The following is a 22044-nucleotide window of genomic DNA, read 5'->3' on the forward strand; positions in this document are numbered from 1 at the left end:
TAAAGTTACTGTTACCACTTACACTGAGTTGGTCATTGAGAATACGGTCATCTGTCAGGTTGACTTGTGCTGTATTCGTCCCGTCATATACGCGGTTTTGTGCATCCGATGTGATGTTCAGCGTGCGTACTGTAATGTCCGCTGTGTCTGTTGCAGTATTTGACGCAAGTACGTAGTTACCAGCATCCACTCCACTTAGGCTTAAGCCTGTGGTCGTTACAGTTTTTCCTGTTCCTACGTTTTTGTCGGCAAAGCGACTGTTACCACTCACACTGAGTTGGTCATTGAGAATACGGTCATCTGTCAGGTTGACTTGTGCTGTATTCGTCCCGTCATATACGCGGTTTTGTGCATCCGATGTGATGTTCAGGGTGCGTGCGGTAATGTTCGCTGTGTCTGTTGCAGTATTTGACGCAAGTACGTAGTTACTAGCATCCACACCACTTAGGCTTAAACCTGTAGTCGTTACAGTTTTGCCTGTTCCTACATTTTTGTCGGCAAAGCTACTGTTACCACTCACACTGAGTTGGTCATTCGCTATGCGGTCATCTGTCAGGTTGACTTGTGCTGTATTGGTCCCGTCATATATGCGGTTTTGTGCATCCGATGTGATGTTCAGGGCGCGTGGTGTAATATTTGCTGTTGAAACGGATGACTGTGAGATACTCGGTAAATAATTGCCTGAATCTAGACCAGTAGCCGAAATATCCCCTATCGTAATAGTTTTATTATTGCCCACATTTTTATCATTAAATGTAGCAGATACGCTACTTAATTTTAGATCATCACCTGGCATTATACCTGTTAGTGTCGCTTGATCTATATTTACGCTTGAATAATTATTACCATCATAAATTTTATTATTCCCTTTAAGCCCAGCAATATAATATATGGCTCTGCTAATATTTGCTGTTAAATTTGTTGGTTGTACTAAGTTATAATTTCCTGCATCAATCCCATCAAGACTATAGCCCGTAACATTGACCGCTTTATTATCACCTGCATTTTTATCTGAAAATGAGCCTATCCCCGTTCCGATCAAGCTAACATTATCCCCAGTAAACCCCTTAATAATAGCTGTACCATTTAATGTTGCTGATTTTGTTGCATCATAGATTTTATTACTTGCAGTAATGCCTACAACGGAAATATCAGCTTTCGTAATATTTGCTGTTAAACCTGTTGGTTGTACTAAGTTATAATTTCCTGCATCAATCCCCGCAAGAGTATAGCCCGTAACATTGACCACTTTATTATCACCTGCATTTTTATTTAAAAATGAACCTATCCCCGTTCCAATCAAGCGAACATCATCATTAAGAAATTTATTAATAGTAGCTGATGTACCATTTAATGTTGCTGATTTTGTTGCGTCATAGGTTTTATTACTTGCAGTAACCCCTGTAACGAACATATTCGCTTTGGTAATATTTCCTGTAAGGTTTCCAACAACAAGTCTATAATTTGAAATATCGCTACCCACCTGAGAAAAAGCAACAGAAGAAAAAGTTTTATTATCCCCAACATTTTTATTAGAAAAATTACCACTAAAATTGCTTAGGATTAGTTCATCTCCTGAAAATATACCTGTTAGTACCATTCCACTTGAATCTATAATTACATTAGTGGTGCCATCATAAATTTTATTAGGTACTATAAGCCCTGTAATAGTAGCTTGAGCTGGCAAAATATTTGCAGTTAAATTTGTTGGCTGTATTAAGTTATAATTGTCTGCATCCGTACCCAACAAGCTAAAACCAGTAACCTTGACCGTTTTATTATCCCCAACATTTTTATCTAAAAATGAACCCACCCCCGTTCCAATCAAGCTAACAGCATCCCCAGCAATCACACTAATAGTAGCTGTACCATTTAATGTTGCTACTGCTGTTGAATTATAATCCCTATTGGACGCGCTTAAACCACTAATATTTAAATCTTTTTTTGTGATTTCAAGGGTGCCCGCACCCGTTGACTTATACGTTAGGTCATATCCGAACTGTGTCGTATCTACCGCTGTTGGACTTCCTGAAATTGAAATTGTTCCATCACTTAGAGAGTATGTTCCAACATTTTTGCTCGAAGTCGTATAATTTAATCCTAATGATATCATTCCAGTAGCAAGTCCATCATATATCTTTGTACTTGGGAGAGAATCTGCAATATCAATCTCATAGGGTCTTAAGAAACTGCGTAATAATGGTGAAGACTGCCCTTCATATATACGCCATATTTTTCCTGTGCTACCAGCGGCATCAATACTCCAATTTGAAAATGTAGACAATTGTTGTAATTGTGCCGTAGTTTGTCCAGTACCACCTGCACTAGTCGTCCGTCCAGAAGTACTGGTATTCCAATAACTATTTTCAATAGTACCTTGGCTAAATCCAGCGAGACCACCTATAAGAAGTTGTGAACCTTTTCCAGACCACCCAACTTTGCCCGAAGAATAGGAATTTTTAATAGTTCCTTGTTCATTTGAACCAACAAGTCCACCTACAGTATCTGTTCCTACTACATCACCTGTTGCATAAGAATTTTCAATCGTTCCTTGATTGACACCAACCAAACCACCTACTCGACTCGAATTACCCCATCTTGATGTAATGTCTACATCTGCAAATGAGCCAGTGATTTTTGCATTTGTATCATTCCAACCAACGAGTCCACCAAAATCACTTTCAAAGCTTAGAATTTTTCCAGTCACATAACTGTTTTCAATTAAACCATAATTCTTGGCAACTAAACCTCCAGCACGTTCATAACCAGTATAATCTATACCTGTTAATCCCACATTTCTGATTACTGCATTTGAAGAAGTTTCTGCAAACAATCCAATACCAGAATCACTTGAACCAATAGTTAAAGATTTAATGGTATGACCTAGACCATCAAAAGTGCCTCGGAATGGATTAGATGGTAAGCCAAATGCAGGATAACTCACGTTATGATAACCAATTGAGTCAAATCCAGTATAGCTATTCCACTCCCATGTGCTACTGGCATCTATATCTGCACCTAAAACATAATCCCCAAATAAGTTACCGTTTATACCTTGTAAATCTGTACCAGTCCTCGAACCTGCCGAACCTAAACTTGTGATTACAGTATAGTTTTTGACCGCATTTGTCCCTTTTTTGGTGCTAAAGTTATGTCCTGCTTTGAGACTCACTTTTGCACCATTATTTAGATAATAATTCGCTGCGGTATTACTTGTGGTTTGGCCATATTCCAAGTTCAGTTTACCAGTCGCACCATTTGCGGTGATATTGGCATTAATGTTAATGTCGTTGTCTGCTCTTAGAGTCAATGCTGTATTGGCATTCCAAGTCACATCTGCATTAACATTGATATTGCCTGCTTGTGTACCTGCACCCGCTGTCGTTACAGTTATATTGTTTGAGCCTAAAGCATTGGTGAGTGTGTTGACATTAATAACACTATCGTTTTGACTAGGGGTAAACGTGTTATTGCTATTACTATTTCCTGCTTGGTTTGCATTCGTTATCGTTACATTATAAGGATCGATAAGCCATTCACCGGTCTTAGCTGTATCAGATAGCGTCGATACTTTTGCATCTTTTCCAATGTCAATATAAGCAGCGCTGGTCTCAATAAATCCACCATCTGCACCGTTTTTGCCTTCTGCTTTTAAAGTCCCACTGACTTTGGTTTCACCATACTGCATGTCACCGAGCAGAATGATTTCGCCTTTGGCATTTTGACTCAAGCGATTGGCTTCGATCACACCAGTATGATTGACCACTGCTTTACTTAAGCTGTCTTTGGCTTTGGCCGTTAAATACACTGCACCATTGTCGGCAATGATCGCCCCGCCATTGTCCACTAGACCTTGCAATACACCTTGCTCAACCTGATATTGCGTCAGCGAACCATCTTGTAAAGCAAGCGTAACTTGACTTGCAGAGGTTAAATGTGTAGTTCCATTTGGTGTTTTTATAGTTCCTGTGTTTTTCACATTCGGTGCAATTAATGCAACCGTTCCGCCTTGTAATGTATTTATTGCGCCATTATTTTCAATTGCTGAGGTGCTGTTGGCATCACCTTTTAAAGTGTATTTGCCATTTTGGATATCTGTATCATTTAAGTTTAAAGTTGATGCGACTAAACCACCGACATTGACTTGAGCAGTTTTGGAAAACACCACACCATTCGGATTGAGTAGAAATACCTGACCATTGGCATTTAAACGTCCCATGATTTGTGAAGCATTGCTGTCTAATACATGGTTTATCGCTGTTGAAGATTGATTGGGTTGATTAAAGTTGACTGTGGCATCTTTGCCGATGTTGAAGCTATTCCAATTGGTACTAAGGTTTTGACTATTTTGATTGATATTTAAAGTATTGTTGTTTTGGTTAAAACTTGCTGAACCTGTGTTGATTTGCGCGCCTGTTGGAAGTTCAACATTTGAAATTGCTGCATGGATGGAAAGTGGCAGTAGTGCCATACCAAATAAAATCAGTTGCGACACTTTGTGTACAAGATGGCTTTCTTTTTTTGCAGTAGTTGTTGTGCTTTGTGAAGAGCTATGATTTTTTGCTAACTCTGAAACAGCTTGCCAACATCCGAGCTGTGTATTCCAAATGACCTTATAAATTTTATTCATGTTGACCCCGAAAATAATTTTTAAATAAAATATTTCCTATTTGAACAGAGAAAAAATGCGTTAGATATACCTAGAATTGGGTATTTTAATATTTTTTATTTATAAAAATTAAAAAGATACATTAATAAAATTAACATTTAAAACTAAAAAATCCCTCTTTTGAGGGATTTATCACAAAAATAGATTAAGACACATTCTGCATCCGCTTCAGTGCTTCTAGTTGCTGATTTAATTTACCTAAATTCCCTTTAGGATCAAGCCACCATTCCACTGTCCAAAGCTGAATAATTTTCCAACCTAGCCCCTTTAAAACTGTTGGACGCAATTGATCACGATCTCTTGCTGTTGCTGCTTTGGCATAGTCATCACCATCGACCAATATACCCGTGAGATATTGACCCGAAATTTCAGGATGTTGAATCGCTAAATCAATACGACTGTCGCCACTGCCTACAGCCAAATCAACCGTCCAACCGTGTTGCTCAAGTTGTTGTTTTAAATACAACATAAACTCATCTTTGGATTTTACTTTTGCAGTGCTCTGTGCGTAATACGGCATTTGACCTGTCTTGGCAAAACTTAGGAAATCTTTCAAGTCACGAACACCTTCACTACTGGTACGCGATAAATCAATCTGCTCAGGTGTCAACGTTGAAAAGACATGTAAACCTTGTCTTGCACGGGTAATCGCAACATTTAGACGGCGCTGTCCACCTTGGCGATTCAACGCACCAAAATTCATTAACAATTTACCGTTTTGGTCTGGCGCATAAGTGATTGAGAAAATAATAATATCTCGCTCATCCCCTTGCACATTTTCTAAGTTCTTCACAAATAAGGGTTCAAATCCCTCTCTGCTCAACGCTTCTAATTCAGGATGATTTGCCAATTCATTATCTAACAAATCTTCAATGAGTTTTTGTTGGGTAATATTGAACGTTACCACACCAACTGTTTGCTTATATTCAGCATTTAACTGTTGTTGTAAATGTTGAATAATAAATTCAACAATGGCTTGCGCCTCTGCCTTATTGGTACGTGTATCACCTTTATCATAGATGCCTTGTACCGCATGCAATTGAATCGCGGTATCTTTGGCAACAGGTGCAGGGAATGTGAGTAATTCACCTTTATAATATTTTTGGTTACTGAACTGAATCAAGCTTTCATAACGACTGCGATAGTGCCAATTCAGCACCAACTCAGGCAATTGAGCTGCCAAACATTCATCCAAAATACTTTCTAAATCTTCCGTCACCTCTTCATCGACTTCTTCGGTATCACCTTTGCCAAAGAAACTGGTTGGCGGCATTTGCTTATTGTCCCCCACCACGATCGACTGCTGTCCACGTGCCAATGCACCGATTGCATCCCACACTGGAATCTGTGAAGCCTCATCAAAAATCACCACATCAAAGGTTGAATCTGGATCGAGATATTGCGCAACGGATAACGGACTCATCAACATACACGGTTTTAAGCCTGTAATCACATCTGGAATTTGTTTAATTAACTCACGTACAGGGATGTGACGGCGCTTTTTGCCTAATTCTTTATTGAGTAAAGCCCACTGTTTCTTATATTCATCAGGATTTTCGAAAATTTTATGCCAACGACGGGTAATTTCTTCGCTGGCAAACTTCTGATGTGTTTGATCTTGTTCAGAGAATTTTTGAATTTTCTGTTGTTGTAACTCACCATTAAACTGATTTAACTCAGGATGTAAGCTAAATTGTTGAATAATAAATTGTCGTGCAAGATTCACATCTAACAATTGAACCGTATCTTGTTGTGTAAACTTATCAACGACTTGTAAATGATCAGCAAAACTTGCTAAACCTTGTAGTTTCAGATCAGTTTTTAAAGCTTGCCAATTCAACCAATGTCGCCATTCACCTGTCACTGTTTGTAATTGCGTTTGACGTACAAGTAACGTAGTAAAAGTAATTTGTGAATAGGCATTTAAACTTTCAGTTTGTATGTGCAGATCGGGTAATAATTGTGAATAGATTTCATCAAGTGATTGAATTTGTTGATTTAGTTCAACAATTTCATGCTGATTAGCAAAATCCACAGCTTGACGGAGAATTTGAATATCTGGAATACGTGTCACCAATTGATTTTTTAGCTGTGACCACGCTTTTTCAATATTTTCAAACTGTGCCCAATCAGTTTTATCGCCTTGCCAATATTGCTCCAAATTTTTGCTTAGGCTATTTTCAATTGTAGCAAATTGCTGTTGATGATTCTGTAAGTGAATCAAAATCGGCAAATCATTGCCCACCACTGTAGATGACGGCTTTTGTTTTTCAGTTTGATAACTTCGGATTAAGTTTCTCAGCTGAAATTTTCCAAACCAAGACCACGGCCAGAATTTGGCTGAAGCCTCGCGCCATTTAAACTCAATTTGCTTTAAATCTGCTTGGAAAATGGTTGGATCATATTTAAAAATCAATCGCGTACGATTCTTTGAAATTTCCTCACAAATGCTTTTTGCATCCGAAATTTGACGAATATCAATGGTATCTAGAATTTTTAATAACTTTAAATCATGCTGTTGCATGAATTGTTTAAGCTGCTGATAAATTGCTAAATCTGCCTGAGCTTGTTGTAAATTTTCAGCTTGCGAAAACTGGCAAACATCTTGCCAAGCTTTGGATGTAAGTTGGAGCTTTTTGACAATGTCAGCGAAATTTTGCTGAACTTGTAAATATTGATCTTGCCAAGCCAAATTCCAAATATTCGAGCTTGCACCATCCGCAAAACCGCTCAATGTCTCGATTGCTGTAAGCGAAGTTTGTTGATATTGCAAAGTCGCTTTGGCAACTAGATCTTTCAGTTGAGATCGTGATGATTCATTAACTTTCTGAATATCAAGATTGAAGCGTAAATTAGCCACATCACGATGCAACAGTTCCACACTCATCGCATCAAACAAACTCCAACCTATTGGATGTTGTTGATGTAAAACAGCCACATGTTGATTTAGATCATCACGACTATTGACCAACTGTTGGGATAAGAGTTGCCATTCTTCTAAAGTCTGTTTTTGTTCAATCGCATAGGGATTGTTATTATTTTCGGCACGTTCACGTAATTGATCTAAAACTTCAATTTTCTGTGCTTTGGCAGAATGTAATTGTAAACACAAATGCCCTAAACCAATCTGATTTAAACGACGATAGACCACATCTAAGGCTGCCATCTTCTCTGAAACGAACAGAACCGATTTCCCATCTGCCAAACATTGCGCTACCATATTGGTAATGGTTTGCGACTTACCTGTTCCGGGTGGCCCAGATAGCACAAAAGTACGTCCCAAAGCGGCTGACATCACCGCTGCAAGTTGAGAAGAATCTGATGACAATGGCGTAAATAATTGCTGAGGCTGATATTTTTTGTCTAATTCTGTCGGATGAGGAAAGGCTTCTTGCTTTTGAAATGGCTCGCGTGGCGTTTCTATCAGATGATTGACCACCGCTTGCTCTTTGAGTTGTTGCATGCGTGAAGATAAATCACGCCACATTAAATATTTTGAAAATGAAAACTGTCCAATCGCTGCTTCAGCTTTGACTTCCCACCCTTTCATGTTAATTACAGCACGGCGTACCAGTTGCAAAACTGCGTTTACATCCACAGCTGAATCATCACTTGGTAATGGATCTAAGCCTGCAATTTCAATTTCAAAATCTTGTCGAAGTAATTGTAATAAAGTTGAATTAAACCGAGGCTCATCATCATACACCCACAGTCGATAACCTGACTTTGCAGACTCACGTGTCATCCGTACAGGAATCAGTAATAGTGGTGCTTTAAAAGATTTCTGCGCCTTTTCAGATTCTTTCCATTCTAAAAAACCAATGGCTAAAAATAAAGTATTCGCCCCGCCTTCTTCTAAAGCTGTCCGTGAAGCACGATAAACCCCAACCAAACGCTTATTCAAAGTGTCCGTGTCTAAACCACTGAATAATAATTGACGTGATAAATTTTCATCAATATAGGTTTGTACATGCTGTGCTTCATTCTCTCGAGTCACATCTTTAAGCGAAATATAATCCACACTATGAAAGAAAAAGCCTTTATTTTCAGCTAATGCATCTTCTAACGAAGACAATGTTTTTTCTGAACACTGCAAAGGAATACTTAGACGATTATCTTTAAAATTGAGTAATTTATTGCGTAAACTTAAATCAAGTAATCGTCGCAACCAACGTTGCACACGTGTGGCGACATTTTCATCCGTTGTAGTCAAACCATACTCAGGCAATGAAGCTTGTGTCCATTCAATTTCGTCAGTGTCTAAATTCTTTTGTACATCAATCTTCGTTGAGATCGGACGAACACCTCGCAAACGGCTTTGACGAATATCAATGGCGACATAAAATTTTTCAATTTCTTCAGGATTTGTTAGGTATTCTTTCGCAACATCTATCGCCTGTTTCAAACTACCTTTAGAAGTGATCAATGTGGTTTCGATAAATGTGATTGCGCCCAGTTCCATACATTTACGCAAGGTCTGAATATCGTCAATGAGAACATCCACAATCGGTGTTTCCTGTAACCACACCCCAATAAAACTATGCCCTTGAACCATCATGACAATTGGATCTAGCCCGATTTGCTCTAGAAGCGAACTCATTAACATGGTGGTGTCTAAACAACATGCCATTTTCTCTTCTAAAATTTGTTTGGCGAAACGGATGCGTTGTCCATGTTCGATATAGCTGGCAGGATTGACAATATAGTGTAGGTCTTGCTCAATCAGCGACTGCCAAATTGCTTGAATTTGATTAAATACTTGTTCATTATTTTTATCTTGATAGCCATTTAAACTGCCCAATTGCTTCGCATTCAACCATTCACTGGCACGTTTTAAAATCGGAAGTAAAGACGCGGCATTGGGTTGTGAAAAACTGGCTAACAGCTCTAAGGGTTGCTTCTCACCGCCCCATGTATCGACAGTTAAAACTTCAATCTCTTTTTGTTGTTCTGCGAGTATATTTCCTTCTAAATCAACCCATTTAAAAGACAGTGATGCTTTGATATTTTCAGAAAGATTTAAAAGATAATGAATATCAAAATGTAATTTTGGATTATTCAAAGCAATGCTCTGCTCTGCTTCAATTGCAGCAATTTTAATTTTTGTACTTTGAATAAACTCAGGATTTGCTTGAATAATTAACTTAGTTTCAGCAATGCGACTATTACTGCTTAGGGTGATGTTACGAATCAAAGGGATAGAATTCTGCTGAAAAACAAAGTTCAGACTCGAACTGGCATCGACTGAGATTTTAAATGATGTGAGTTGCTGTTGATGTAGAACATCTAAATCTGACATGAAGAATTTTATCCTAAAACTTTTTTGATTATGGATTGCTTGATTCAGCTTACTTTATACCAAATCTGCCCCAATAAAAAAGCACCCGAAGGTGCTTCATTTACGATATTTTATATTTAGAATGTTATCACTTGAGGGTTCAATAAATCAGCTATTGTATCTGACTGTATAATAGGAAGCCCAAGAACTGTATCACTATTTGTAGTTGTCAACTGACGTGGATTATCCGAACTTATATCTTGAGCTGATTGTGGAATCGAATTGGCAATCACCTGATCAATCGGACTTGTTACTGAATCAAACGTGTTTACCGAAATCAAATCATTCACATCGATGTCTACTGTACTTGACGAATGTACAACATTTGTATTGTCGTCTACATTTCCGAGTACCTGAGCAATACTACTTGGTTCAGTTACAGGAGACGAAGATATACCAATCGCTGCACTACTAACAGTAGTATCACTAAGATCGTGATTTAAAGAGGCACCATTTACTGAATTTGTTTCAACTGCTACTTCTACAACAGTAAAAGTTCGAGCATCACTGGCTAAACTGGTATTGCCTGATTTGTCTGTCTGAATCGCTGTTAGAGTATGACTACCTAAACTCAAATCATTCTCGAAACTAAACGACCATTTTCCATCAGTACCGACAATCACACTACCTAGTGCCTTTCCATTATCAGAAATGATTAATGTTGCACCTGCTTCACCTGTTCCAGAAATAACAGGACGTTTATCATCTGTTGAACCATTTTCTCCAATTGAACCTGTAGTACTTCCTACATCGTCAGTAACTGTACTGATCTTAGGCGCACTTGGTGCTGTAATATCTTTCGTTCCCGTTACAGTTACAGCTGTGGACTTGTTACCAGCAGCATCTTTTGCATATACCGTTGCTGATATTTTTTCTGTTAATGCGGTAGATAAATTCACAGCATAATGACCATTTGCATCAACCGTAGCCGTTCCCAATAATTTATTGGCGCTGTCATAGACTGAAATTGTACTATTGGCTTCGGCAGTCCCTGTGATAATCGTACCTTCAGCATTTAAACTTGCAACAGGCTGATCTGGCGCTAAAGTATCTTGTCCAGCTTTTATGTCTGCGGGTTTAGACTGATTACCAGCAACATCTTCGATAATAATTTTACCCGTTGTACTTGTATCTAAGGCAGGTGAAACTGAAACAGTAAATTTACCATTGGCATCTGCTGTTCCTGTACCAATCACCACACCATTAGCATCTTGGATAATCACTTTTGCACTGGCTTCAGCGATTCCATTGACTGTCAAACCATCACTCGTGACTTCAAACTTTGCTTGATCAGGTGCAATCGTATCTTTACCTATCTCAATTGAATGCTTATCGGATTTGTTACCTGAAGCATCTACTGATTCAACCGTACCCACTTGCCCTGAAGTCAATGCTGGTGAGATAGGTATATTAAACGTACCATCAGCACTCGCTTTCGCAGAACCGATTAAATTACCCACCGCGTCATAAACATTAATCGTCGCATTTGCTTCGGTCTTTCCTGCAACAATATTACCCAGTTCATTTAGCTGTGCTTGAGGTTCATCAGGTGCAATCGTATCTTTCGTACCTGTTACATTAGTACTTGATGAATTTCCTGCTTTATCTTTAGAAACTACTGAATAAACATTGTTGTTTAACAGTGCCTCAGGCAATTCGACTGAGTAATTACCATCTTTATCTACAGTCGTCGTTGCAACCACTTTTTTATCTTTATCAATAACAGTAATTGTCGTTCCTGCTTCACCTGTACCTCTAATCGTTTTACCATCCTCACTTAAAGTAGCTGTTGGCGCTTTAGGTGCAGTAATATCACTTGAAGTTTTTGTACTACTATCACCATCTATCAAAGCCAAACCTAGACCAACAGCTGCTGCTATCCCTAGTCCCGCTTTCACTGCGCTTGAAGAAAGTAAGTTTGAAAATGAAAAGTCTGTCTCCGATGCACCTGTTGCTGTTGATTGATAAGCTTGGACTTGCTGTACAGCAACAGTATCTGCCCCTTCATACAATAAGGCATCTAACTTTTGTAAACCTGAATAATTCACAAACTTGCCATTGGCATCAAAATTCGCCACGACAAAACTTCCATTTGATTCAGGAAATGTTAAAGAATGTGCTTTAGCCGTATCCACAGTAAAGAAATTTTCTAAGACAATCTGTTCACCATTTTTTAAAGTAATGATTAGGTTATTACCAGATTTAGTTAAACTTTTGACATCTTGCTTAGTTACGCCGACTTGAATAATAGCGGGCTGGTCTAGACTTATTTCCCTTGACTGTGTGTCTTGTAATAATATTTTATTCTCTTTTGCTACAACAACGATTCTTGTCATTATGTCCTCAAACAACCACGATACATTTTCAATAGAATTATACAGAAGACATGTATTTAAACAAATTTACTAGATCAAAAAGATGAAAAATAGAAACATATTTTCATAATTTAAATGCTGAGTATTAAATGGATTAACTCAGAAACTAACTCAATGTAAATCATTCACAAATTGCTTCTTTAAATTTCACATGATCATCCAAAATTTCAAACCAGGCAGCTTTATCGTCAGTAAATGCATGTGATGCAATCTCAGCCTTTAACGGTTCATTAATAATCCCAACTCTTAAACGAATCACATCTGGTAAATCTAAACGGGCACTGAATAATGGCGAACCACAACATTTACAAAATACGCGTTTTTTATTGGCAGTTGCATAATATTCTGAGCATAATTCTTGCCCTTTAACAATTTCCACATTTTTCGTTTCAATCGGTGCAATTGCGACAAAGGCTGAACCTTGGGCTTTTTGGCACTGCTGACAATGACAGACAAATACGTGTGGAATTTCGGTATTAATTTTCAGTTGAATACCACCGCAAAGGCAGGATGCTGTGTACATTTTTATAGTCCTTATTTTTATAAATAGTGAAAAGGATAATTTTCAAAAAGCTGAGGATTGATTTGATTTACTACATTTTCAAAACAAGCAAATTCTAATATTGTACACTCCGTTTCATCCATCCGATGTTCCAGCGCTCTCAACAACCATGCAAATTGCAAAAACTGTGCGAAATTAATTTTCATCGATTCAAATTGTTCACGTGTTTCATATTCTCCCTGATCATGGTCATAAAATAAAACCTCTAATGAATTCCGATCTAAAAACCATGTATCCCCTTGTCCTGTTTCAGCGATCATCCATACTTGTTTAGCGATTTCAGGATAATGTTGTGCAAGATATTTATTTTCATTATATGAACGTTCAAAGCCTAACATCACAATATCAGGTGTAATTTCAGTATCCGCACATTGATTTAAAAATGTCATATAAATCAAATCTTGTGGTACATCCTCAGTCAATTTTATTGTTTGGATGCGTTGTTGTAATTGATTGAGAATTTGATGCACATCATTTTCAAGACTAAACATATATGCCTCACAAAGATTTTTAAGCCAGATATGGATTATTTTTGTTCTATATCACTGTCTCGAACCTGTTTTAAATTGTCTATTTCCGTGTAAATTAACTGTTGTAAATCATCTCTAAATGCAATCAACTCTTCCATCGTTTCAATCTGATCAATGGCTAAACGGGGCATAAATTTAAAATAAAACGGAATTCTTTTCGGGATAATATGCGTTGGAATCGAAGGAATGACTTCTCCCTGACGTAGAAAAGAACCAATTTTTTTATTGGACAATAATTTGTTAAACCATTTTTGTTTGAGTAAAACATTGGCATCAAAACCTAACTCAAAAACTTCATCTCCACCCAAAGCTACAAAGGGTGCAATGTCATAACCAAATTCTTGCGCTAATTTCAGAAAGCCAAAACGCTGTTTCCAAATCAGTTGATAGGCTTCACCTTTGCGTTTAATCACTTCTCGTCCACCGCCAGGAAAAACAAGGATGGAATAGCCTTGTCGCATGGCTTCTTTGGCATATTCTTGGATGCCGTCGACACCACCGACTCGCTTGACCACTTCTTTCCAAATCGGGAGATGAAAATGGATGTGATCCGCCAAACTCACCACTGCAATTTTATGTTCATTGAATAGGTAATCGATCAGAATAGGAGAATCCAACACACCATAAATGGTATGATTACCGACATACATGGCAGGTTTTTGAGGGTCGAGATTTTCAGCACCGAGAAAAGTCGGTCGGAAATAATAGCGTTGTAAAGCACTGATCATTTTTATAATTTTTGAATTGTGCTGAATTTTTAATTCTGTTTTTCTCATGCCCAACCTCTAAATAATTCTAAAAAATTCTTATGTAGACTTTACTCTTATGAATTTAAAGAATAATTCGATACGCGTAATCGTCATTCGCAACTGTTCGAGGCAAGACCAACTGAGCTATATAAAGTTTTTGCGAAATATTGGCAACTAGACAGAAATCGACGAGTTTTGCGAATGACAATGGTTTTGCCTACTTTTCCCGAAAGAAAAGTAGGTCGAACCGAAGGTTAATTCCTACAATTAAACTTTATTGAAAAGACTCCGCAGAGTAAGCAAAAAGTTAGAAAATTAAAGAAATTACTAAATTCAGTTCATATCAATAAGATTTAAACCACATGCTTCTGCACAAGAATCGAACCAACCGAATAACCTGCACCAAATGAACACAGCACACCATATTCACCATCACTCACCTGATCCGCAGTACGATGCAATGCAATAATCACACCCGCAGAAGAAGTATTGGCAAACTCATCCAAAATAATCGGCACAAGATCAGGATCAGCTTCAGCAACTTCTTTACCCACGATCAATTTCAGAATCAATTCATTCATATTGGCATTGGCTTGGTGTAACCAAAAACGCTTCACATTTTCAGGTTGAATGCTATTCTTTTCCAACTGTGTCGAAATGATTTTTGCCACCAAGGGACAAACTTCTTTAAACACTTTACGACCATCTTGACGGAATTGTTTATCGTCACGAGATGTCAATTCTGAACCATTTAAGAAACCGAAGTTGTTACGGATATTGTTTGAAAATTGCGTGAATAAATGCGTATCTACAATTTCAAAACCTGATTTACTGTCTGTCTCTTCAATGATTGACGCTGTCGCCACATCACCAAAAATAAAGTGACAATCACGTGAACGATAGTCTGTATGACCTGATGTAATTTCTACATTCACAAGCAACACACGACGTGCGCCTGTTTTTACCGCACCATACGCTTGCTTTAAGCCAAATGTTGCCGCAGAACACGCCACATTCATGTCATAAGCATAGCCTTGAATACCCAACGCAGTTTGAATTTCAACCGCAACCGCAGGATATGCGCGTTGTAAATTTGAACAAGCCAAAATCACCACATCGATGTCTTCCGCAGTTACACCTGCATTTTCCATCGCTTGTTTAGCAGCGATCACGCCCCATTCAGCTTGAATTGATAATTCTTCATCAGTACGTTCTTCAAGGCGTGGACGTAAACGATTAATATCTAATACACCTGATTTTTCAATCACATAACGGCGTTTTACACCTGAAGCTTTTTCAATAAATTCTGCACTTGAACCACGACGAGCTGCAACTTCACCCGCTTCAATTTTCTCAGCATTTACGCTGTTAAATTGTTCCACATAAGCATTTAAACTTTCGACCAATTCTTCATTGGTAATCACTTCTTCAGGATGATAGAGACCTGTACCTGTAATACGGATGCCCATGTAAAACTCCTTTTCCAAATTTACAAATATTTCAAATTGTTTCTATTCTAACTGATTCCGAGCTTTTCCCAAACTTTTTGCAGACGGGTTGGCGAAATCGGCATCTTGGTTTTCATCGGTTGTGAGAATATCGAAATACGTAATTCTTCAACCATAAAATACAGCTCTTTCAAACGATCATCATTTTTAAACTTAAACAGTTTATCCATCCACGGATCAATCTGTGCAATTGCATCATCATCTCGATTGAGATTATTGGGCAAACGCTCCAAACGCAAGATTAAAGCTTTCAAATAACGTGGATATTCCTGCCATACATCGGAAGATTTGCTATAGACAAAGTCAGATAAATTCATCAAATCCAATTGATCTTCCATGTCATCGATATTCTTGGCAAAGACATTTTGATCGACCATCAGTAACTTTTGGCGAATCTCTTGCCATTGAATATAAATTTCACTGATCAGACGCAATGCATCCTGACCATGAGACAGGAATTTTTGCTTGACGTCGATGACTAATTTGTCAAATTCTTCAGCATTAATCGGCAAATCTGTAATCGACATTTGCAAGGTGGCATAGACCAACATCTGTTCCAATTTTGCCTTATCACCGAGTGGTGAATACGCCAAAGCCAAAGGTTTGGAAATTTGCTTTTTCAACTGACGAATCAAATCACCAAGTTGCATGTGAATCAAACGAATCACACCTTCACGATGCTGTTTAATGGCTTCATTTTGATCATTAAAAGTCTGAATCACAATACCTGATTCATCTTTGGCATCGAGCTTAGCAAAGTCCTTGGTGACAACAAGTGCTTGGTATTGTTTAACCACCACGCCTGTGACTTTTTGTGAAGCTTCAAAAACGAACTTATCAGGGAATGTTTTAAATTCGCCTTTCAATTGCTTCACAGGGCTATGCGTTTCAGTACGACAACGGGCTTTCAATTCGATTAAATCACGCCCTTTTTCAATCAACTTGCCTTTTTCATCAATCACTTTGATCAATGGAATCAAATATTCTTCAATGCGTTCAAAAGAGAAATCTTTGGCAGAAATTTGTTCACCACGCAACTGAAATGCAAGGAAATCGAAAATGTGCGCATTTAAATGTTGTGCATCAACCGCTTTCATCAACTTTTTAGCAGTATCAGGAATCGGTACCAAATTTCGACGCTTATCTTTTGGCAAAGCTTTGAGTAAAGCTTCGATCAAATCTGAACGCCAACCCGGAATCCCCCACGACCAAATATTTTCATCCACTTGTGGCAAAGCTTGCACAGGAATTTTAACCGTTGCACCATCTTCATCATGACTTGGATCAAAACGATAACTTGCTGCCAAACGCAATTGACCATTATGCAAATAATCAGGAAATTGCTGTGTAGTCGGACGATCACTCATCCACAAATCATCATCATTTACGAACAAATAACGTGGATTTTTCGGCTCTACGGTTGCACGCCAATCTTCAAAACTACGTCGACTTGCGATTTCCGCAGGCACTTTCGATGCATAGAATTGGTAAATGGTTTCTTCATCCACCACCAAATCACGACGACGTAATTTATCCTCAACGCGTTCAACTTCTTCGAGTTTTAACAAGTTATGCTTTAAAAATGGCGGCGTTGTTCCCAAGTTGCCTGTGGTCAGTGCATCACGTAAGAAAATTTCATGTGCAGCGGGTTGATCGACCTTTTCATAATTGGTCGCACGTTTCGGCTCAATAATTAAACCAAATAATGAAATCTGATCATAGGCATTGACCACACCCGGCTTTTTCGCCCAATGCGGTTCAAAATAATGATGTTTTAATAAATTTGGAGCGGCTAATAAAATCCATTCAGGTTCAATTTTCGCCAAAGTTCGCAAATACACTTGCGAAGTTTCCACCATTTCAAATGCCATCACCCACGGCGTATTGGTTTTATGCAAAGTCGATGCAGGGAAAATTCGGGCTTTTTGCTGACGCACTGCCATAAATACATTGCGTTCATCGGTTTTATTGGCAATAAAAGACAATAAACCTGTCAATAAAGCACGATGCAGATTTTCATAATTGGCTTTCTTTTCATTGAAAGATAGCTTTAAACCTTGTGCTAAATCAAGCAATTGCTCATGGGTCTTCTTCCATTCACGTAGACGTAACCAACTTAAGAAATGCTGTTTTGCAAATGCACGGCGTTTATTTTCACTTAAATTTTCACGGTTCTCAGTCAGTGTATTCCACAGTTTGATATAGAACAAAAAGTCTGAATCCGCTTCTTTAAACAATGCATGCTTTTGATCGGCTTGCATTTGCTTATCTGCAGGACGTTCACGCGGATCTTGTACCGCAAGTGCTGCAACAATAATCAGAACTTCATTCAACACACCAAAATGCGCACCGCCTAAAATCATCCGAGCAAGGCGTGGGTCAATCGGCATTTTCGCCATTTGTAGACCAATTTTAGTTAACTCATCTTTTTGCTCGTTATATGCCCCCAACTCAATCAGCAATTTACGACCATCATTCACCAAACGATGATCAGGAGGCTCGATAAAATCAAAAGATTCAACAGCACCTAAACCTAAACTTTGCATTTGCAGAATCACTGACGCCAAGTTAGTCCGTTTAATTTCAGGTTCAGTAAATTCAGGACGACTTTGGAAATCTTCCTCAGAATACAAACGGATACACACACCTGGTGCAATACGACCACAACGTCCTTTACGCTGATTGGCTGCTGCTTGCGATACCGCTTCAATCGGTAAACGCTGTACACGAGAACGATAGTTATAACGTGAAATACGTGCAAAACCGCTATCAATCACATAACGAATATTCGGTACAGTTAACGCTGTTTCCGCTACGTTAGTGGCAATAATAATGCGTCGTCCACCACCTGATGGATTAAAGATTTTCTGCTGTTCAGCAAGTGCTAAACGTGCATACAGTGGTAAAACTTGAGTATGCTTTGGACCAAATTTATGTAAAGTTTCCTGTAATTCTCGAATTTCTTGTTCGGTGCTTGCGAAAATCAAAATATCCGCATGTTCAGGATGACCTTTACTTTCAGCATCGTGGAAACACTCTTCCACTGCCGATACCACTGCTCGAGGTAAATTCTCTTCAAAATCATCAAAATCGTCATCATCACTCCCCCCAATCGTCAATTCTGAAATTGGACGATAGACCACTTCTACAGGAAAGCTACGCCCTTCCACTTCAAAAATCGGTGCATTATTAAAGTATTGACTGAAACGATTTACATCCAAAGTTGCAGACGTAATGATAATTTTTAAATCAGGACGCTTTTTGACGATTTGTTTTAAATAGCCCATGATGAAGTCGATATTCAGTGAACGTTCATGCGCTTCATCTATAATAATAGTGTCATATTTATTTAAATAACGATCATTGGATAGCTCTGCAAGCAGAATACCATCCGTCATTAAACGGACGATTGAATCATTTGAACCTTGCTCATTAAAACGAACTTTAAAGGAAATGGATTCCCCGAGCTTTTGTCCCACTTCTTCTGCAATACGTTGCGATACGCTACGAGCCGCTAAACGACGCGGTTGGGTATGACCAATCATGCCCGTTAAGCCACGCCCTGCAAGCATCGCAATTTGAGGAAGCTGTGTGGTTTTACCCGAACCTGTTTCCCCTGCCACAATAATAATTTGATTGTTTTGAATCGCTTCAATCAATTTATCTGCATATTGAGTTACAGGCAGGTCTTGATTCAGTTTAATGGTGGGTAAACTTGCAAAACGCTTTTTGACCTGATGATTGGATTTTTCGAATAATTCTTGAAATTTTTCAGGATTCGCCTCTTTGCCTTTTTTCAGCCGACTTAAACGATGACGATCCCGAACCATGACCAATTGATCGACATTGAACTGATTTGGCACAGATAGATTTTCCTAAAGATAAATTTTGAACGAAACATTTTACGCTGTAAGCGTTTTGAATAAAAGATGAATCCATTCGCTTTCAGGTTTTATCGAGTTTTAACAAGTAAATTGCCACAGCACCCCAATACAAATAAAAGATTAGAACAGTGCTAAGTAATACACGATGACCACAGAGAAAAATACTTTCATAAATAACTTGATAAAAAGGTGCAGCAGAAAACATACTCATCGGAATCGCCATACACATCAACATGACCATATTTACTGCGAAAAACCAAAATTTAGTTTTGCTGAAACTTAAAAGAATGGCAAAAAATAATCCAATGATCCCTGCAAAAACAAATAATACACGTTCATCAGATGCGGAACTTATCGTATTTAAATAAGTAATACCTTCTACCCCATAACCTGTCACACAAAAAGCATCATCATAAATAAATACTACAAATGTACTCAATGAAGCAATTACGAGAATTGCAATAGCGAGGAATTGATATTTTTTTGCTTTCACCATTCTATTTCCAATATGAGGAAAAATTGAGATACATCAAATTTAAAATGATAAAAATCAAAATAATTTGACTGAAAAACATGAAAATCATTTACTTATCATGGTTTATTTTAAAGATATTTTTAATGTTCAAATTCATAAAAAATAAACACCAAACTTAAAATAAGAAATAATGATTCTCCTATCACCCAAGCCAACAGCCAATAATTTTGACAATAGACAATGCTGTCATACACCAAGCCCAATACTGAAGGCGAATCAATCATGGTACTCAAGAAAATTGTTTGCAGAAGAACTAACACAACAAAAAATAACGAATACCAACCTCGATGATAAGACAACAGTAACGGTATAAAGAAAATCAATGCTGTCATGGCACTCATACCAAATATACTTGGATCTTTGCTTATACCGCCATTTAACTGATCAAGTGACCAGACTGTATTTTGCCCTACATATTCATACAGAAAAAATGAACCGTTCCCTCCAATTACACATACGGAAGCAATCAAAAGAAAAATAACAGCTAGAACTCTCAAAATTTGACTTGTGACCATAGACACATTTGTAGCAAAAAAGCCTATCTTAGCTGAATAAAATTTAAGCTTTGAAATATTTTTTATAACTTTTTTGAAAATTTACCCTTGAAAATAAGCCCATCTGACTGCATGTTGTTTTAGCAGTAAAAGTGATTGTTTTGTCATTCAGCGATCATGTTTTTAATGTTTTAATGACATGGAAATGATGCTGCATGAACAAAACGATTCATTGAAGAAATAGTGTTAAAATTTGACTGATTCGGATTTTCCGATATTAACCATGAAAAAATACTATTTCCCCAATAAGTAAAAATGCACTATTCTACTTTCAAATTAAAGACTAACCTCAATCATGGAGATAATGATGAGCTTGATTAATACTGAAGTTAAACCATTTAAAGCACAAGCTTTCCAAAACGGTCAATTCATCGAAGTTACTGAAGCTGATCTTAAAGGCAAATGGTCTGTAGTTTTCTTCTATCCTGCTGACTTCACTTTTGTTTGCCCAACTGAGCTTGGCGACCTTGCTGACAACTATGCTGAATTCCAAAAATTAGGCGTTGAAATCTACTCAGTTTCTACTGACACTCATTTCACTCACAAAGCTTGGCACGATTCTTCAGAAGAAATCAAAAAAATCCAATACGTAATGGTTGGCGATCCAACTTGGACTCTTGCTAAAAACTTTGAAGTATTAATCGAATCTGCTGGTCTTGCTGACCGTGGTACTTTCGTAATCGATCCAGAAGGTAAAATCCAAATCATCGAAATCAATGCTGGTGGTATTGGCCGTGATGCTTCTGAACTTCTTCGTAAAGTTAAAGCAGCTCAATACGTTCACGCTCACCCAGGTGAAGTATGTCCTGCTAAATGGAAAGAAGGCGAAGCGACTCTTGCTCCTTCTATCGACTTAGTTGGTAAAATCTAATTTATAATTAGATCATACTGATTGAAAAACCACGCTTTTTAGCGTGGTTTTTTATTGGATGATTTCAAATATACTCACTCAGACCAAATTGCCAGCTCATATCCATCCAAATCCTGAAAATGAAAACGGCGGCCACCAGGAAAACTAAAAATTTCTTGCACAATCTTTGCTCCTGCATCTTTTACACGCTGTAAACTGCCTTCGAGATCATGACTGTACAAAATGATCAGTACCCCTCCACTACTTTTTACATTGTCAGATTGAGCAAAACCACCTTTTAAAGCCCCAGAATTAAACTCACAATACGCCGATCCAAAGTCAATAAAAGTCCAACCTAAGTGCTGATAAAAAGCTTTTGATTTCTGAATATCTTTAACATTAAACTCAATATAATTGATTGCATTTTTTTGATCACTCAGTGTTTGATCCATTTTTTCCAAACCTTTTTTTCACAATAAAAATTATTAAA

At 37.9% G+C, this 22044-nt stretch carries 12 protein-coding genes; 1 reads left to right on the forward strand and 11 read right to left on the reverse strand.

What is annotated here, in order from left to right; genetic code table 11:
- From EXE09_RS17460 to EXE09_RS17505, 10 genes are all read right to left on the reverse strand, one after another.
- Positions 1–4630: YDG domain-containing protein (locus EXE09_RS17460; protein ID WP_130118123.1), on the reverse strand; the 4630-nt coding region annotated here is incomplete at its 3' end.
- Positions 4631–4814: 184 nt separating this feature from the next.
- Positions 4815–9968 (reverse strand): DUF4011 domain-containing protein, encoded by a 5154-nt coding sequence (locus EXE09_RS17465; RefSeq protein WP_165382087.1) that lies wholly within the window; start codon positions 9966–9968, stop codon positions 4815–4817.
- A 116-nt stretch (positions 9969–10084) separates the two neighbouring features.
- Positions 10085–12343 (reverse strand): Ig-like repeat protein Blp2, encoded by a 2259-nt coding sequence (blp2, locus tag EXE09_RS17470; RefSeq protein ID WP_130118124.1) that lies wholly within the window; start codon positions 12341–12343, stop codon positions 10085–10087.
- Between the two features lie 160 nt (positions 12344–12503).
- Positions 12504–12905: a GFA family protein gene (locus tag EXE09_RS17475; RefSeq protein WP_130118125.1), complete on the reverse strand. Its 402-nt coding sequence runs from the start codon at positions 12903–12905 to the stop codon at positions 12504–12506.
- 17 nt (positions 12906–12922) lie between these two features.
- Positions 12923–13435 (reverse strand): hypothetical protein, encoded by a 513-nt coding sequence (locus EXE09_RS17480; protein ID WP_130118126.1) that lies wholly within the window; start codon positions 13433–13435, stop codon positions 12923–12925.
- 35 nt (positions 13436–13470) lie between these two features.
- Positions 13471–14250 carry a lysophospholipid acyltransferase family protein gene (locus tag EXE09_RS17485; RefSeq protein ID WP_130118127.1) on the reverse strand — a complete coding sequence of 260 codons (780 nt, stop codon included), beginning with the start codon at positions 14248–14250 and terminating at the stop codon, positions 13471–13473.
- Positions 14251–14576: 326 nt separating this feature from the next.
- Entirely contained in the window at positions 14577–15692 is a 1116-nt protein-coding gene (locus EXE09_RS17490) for a beta-ketoacyl-ACP synthase III (protein WP_130118128.1), read from the reverse strand.
- A gap of 47 nt (positions 15693–15739) precedes the next feature.
- Complete coding sequence (gene hrpA / locus EXE09_RS17495) at positions 15740–19561, reverse strand: ATP-dependent RNA helicase HrpA (RefSeq protein WP_416332376.1); 3822 nt, start codon at positions 19559–19561, stop codon at positions 15740–15742.
- A 115-nt stretch (positions 19562–19676) separates the two neighbouring features.
- Entirely contained in the window at positions 19677–20111 is a 435-nt protein-coding gene (locus tag EXE09_RS17500; protein ID WP_130118130.1) for a hypothetical protein, read from the reverse strand.
- Between the two features lie 119 nt (positions 20112–20230).
- Positions 20231–20665 (reverse strand): hypothetical protein, encoded by a 435-nt coding sequence (locus EXE09_RS17505; protein WP_130118131.1) that lies wholly within the window; start codon positions 20663–20665, stop codon positions 20231–20233.
- 346 nt (positions 20666–21011) lie between these two features.
- Here EXE09_RS17505 and ahpC point away from each other — a divergent pair, with 346 nt between their 5' ends.
- Positions 21012–21575 carry an alkyl hydroperoxide reductase subunit C gene (gene ahpC / locus EXE09_RS17510; protein ID WP_068972746.1) on the forward strand — a complete coding sequence of 188 codons (564 nt, stop codon included), beginning with the start codon at positions 21012–21014 and terminating at the stop codon, positions 21573–21575.
- 74 nt (positions 21576–21649) lie between these two features.
- On the opposite strand, the gene EXE09_RS17515 is transcribed toward ahpC, so the two are convergent.
- Positions 21650–22006 (reverse strand): VOC family protein, encoded by a 357-nt coding sequence (locus EXE09_RS17515; RefSeq protein WP_087554446.1) that lies wholly within the window; start codon positions 22004–22006, stop codon positions 21650–21652.
- Positions 22007–22044 lie beyond the last annotated feature (38 nt).

It is taken from the genome of Acinetobacter sp. WCHAc060025 (assembly GCF_004209355.1).
GTDB classification, from domain to species: Bacteria; Pseudomonadota; Gammaproteobacteria; order Pseudomonadales; family Moraxellaceae; genus Acinetobacter; species Acinetobacter wuhouensis.

Bases quoted from the DNA above. Each gene is read 5' to 3' on its own strand.
- EXE09_RS17465 (WP_165382087.1), bottom strand. From the start codon at position 9,968: ATGTCAGATTTAGATGTTCTACATCAACAGCAACTCACATCATTTAAA.
- blp2 (WP_130118124.1), bottom strand. From the start codon at position 12,343: ATGACAAGAATCGTTGTTGTAGCAAAAGAGAATAAAATATTATTACAA.
- EXE09_RS17475 (WP_130118125.1), bottom strand. From the start codon at position 12,905: ATGTACACAGCATCCTGCCTTTGCGGTGGTATTCAACTGAAAATTAAT.
- EXE09_RS17480 (WP_130118126.1), bottom strand. From the start codon at position 13,435: ATGTTTAGTCTTGAAAATGATGTGCATCAAATTCTCAATCAATTACAA.
- EXE09_RS17485 (WP_130118127.1), bottom strand. From the start codon at position 14,250: ATGAGAAAAACAGAATTAAAAATTCAGCACAATTCAAAAATTATAAAA.
- EXE09_RS17490 (WP_130118128.1), bottom strand. From the start codon at position 15,692: ATGGGCATCCGTATTACAGGTACAGGTCTCTATCATCCTGAAGAAGTG.
- hrpA (WP_416332376.1), bottom strand. From the start codon at position 19,561: ATGGTTCGGGATCGTCATCGTTTAAGTCGGCTGAAAAAAGGCAAAGAG.
- EXE09_RS17500 (WP_130118130.1), bottom strand. From the start codon at position 20,111: ATGGTGAAAGCAAAAAAATATCAATTCCTCGCTATTGCAATTCTCGTA.
- EXE09_RS17505 (WP_130118131.1), bottom strand. From the start codon at position 20,665: ATGGTCACAAGTCAAATTTTGAGAGTTCTAGCTGTTATTTTTCTTTTG.
- ahpC (WP_068972746.1), top strand. From the start codon at position 21,012: ATGAGCTTGATTAATACTGAAGTTAAACCATTTAAAGCACAAGCTTTC.
- EXE09_RS17515 (WP_087554446.1), bottom strand. From the start codon at position 22,006: ATGGATCAAACACTGAGTGATCAAAAAAATGCAATCAATTATATTGAG.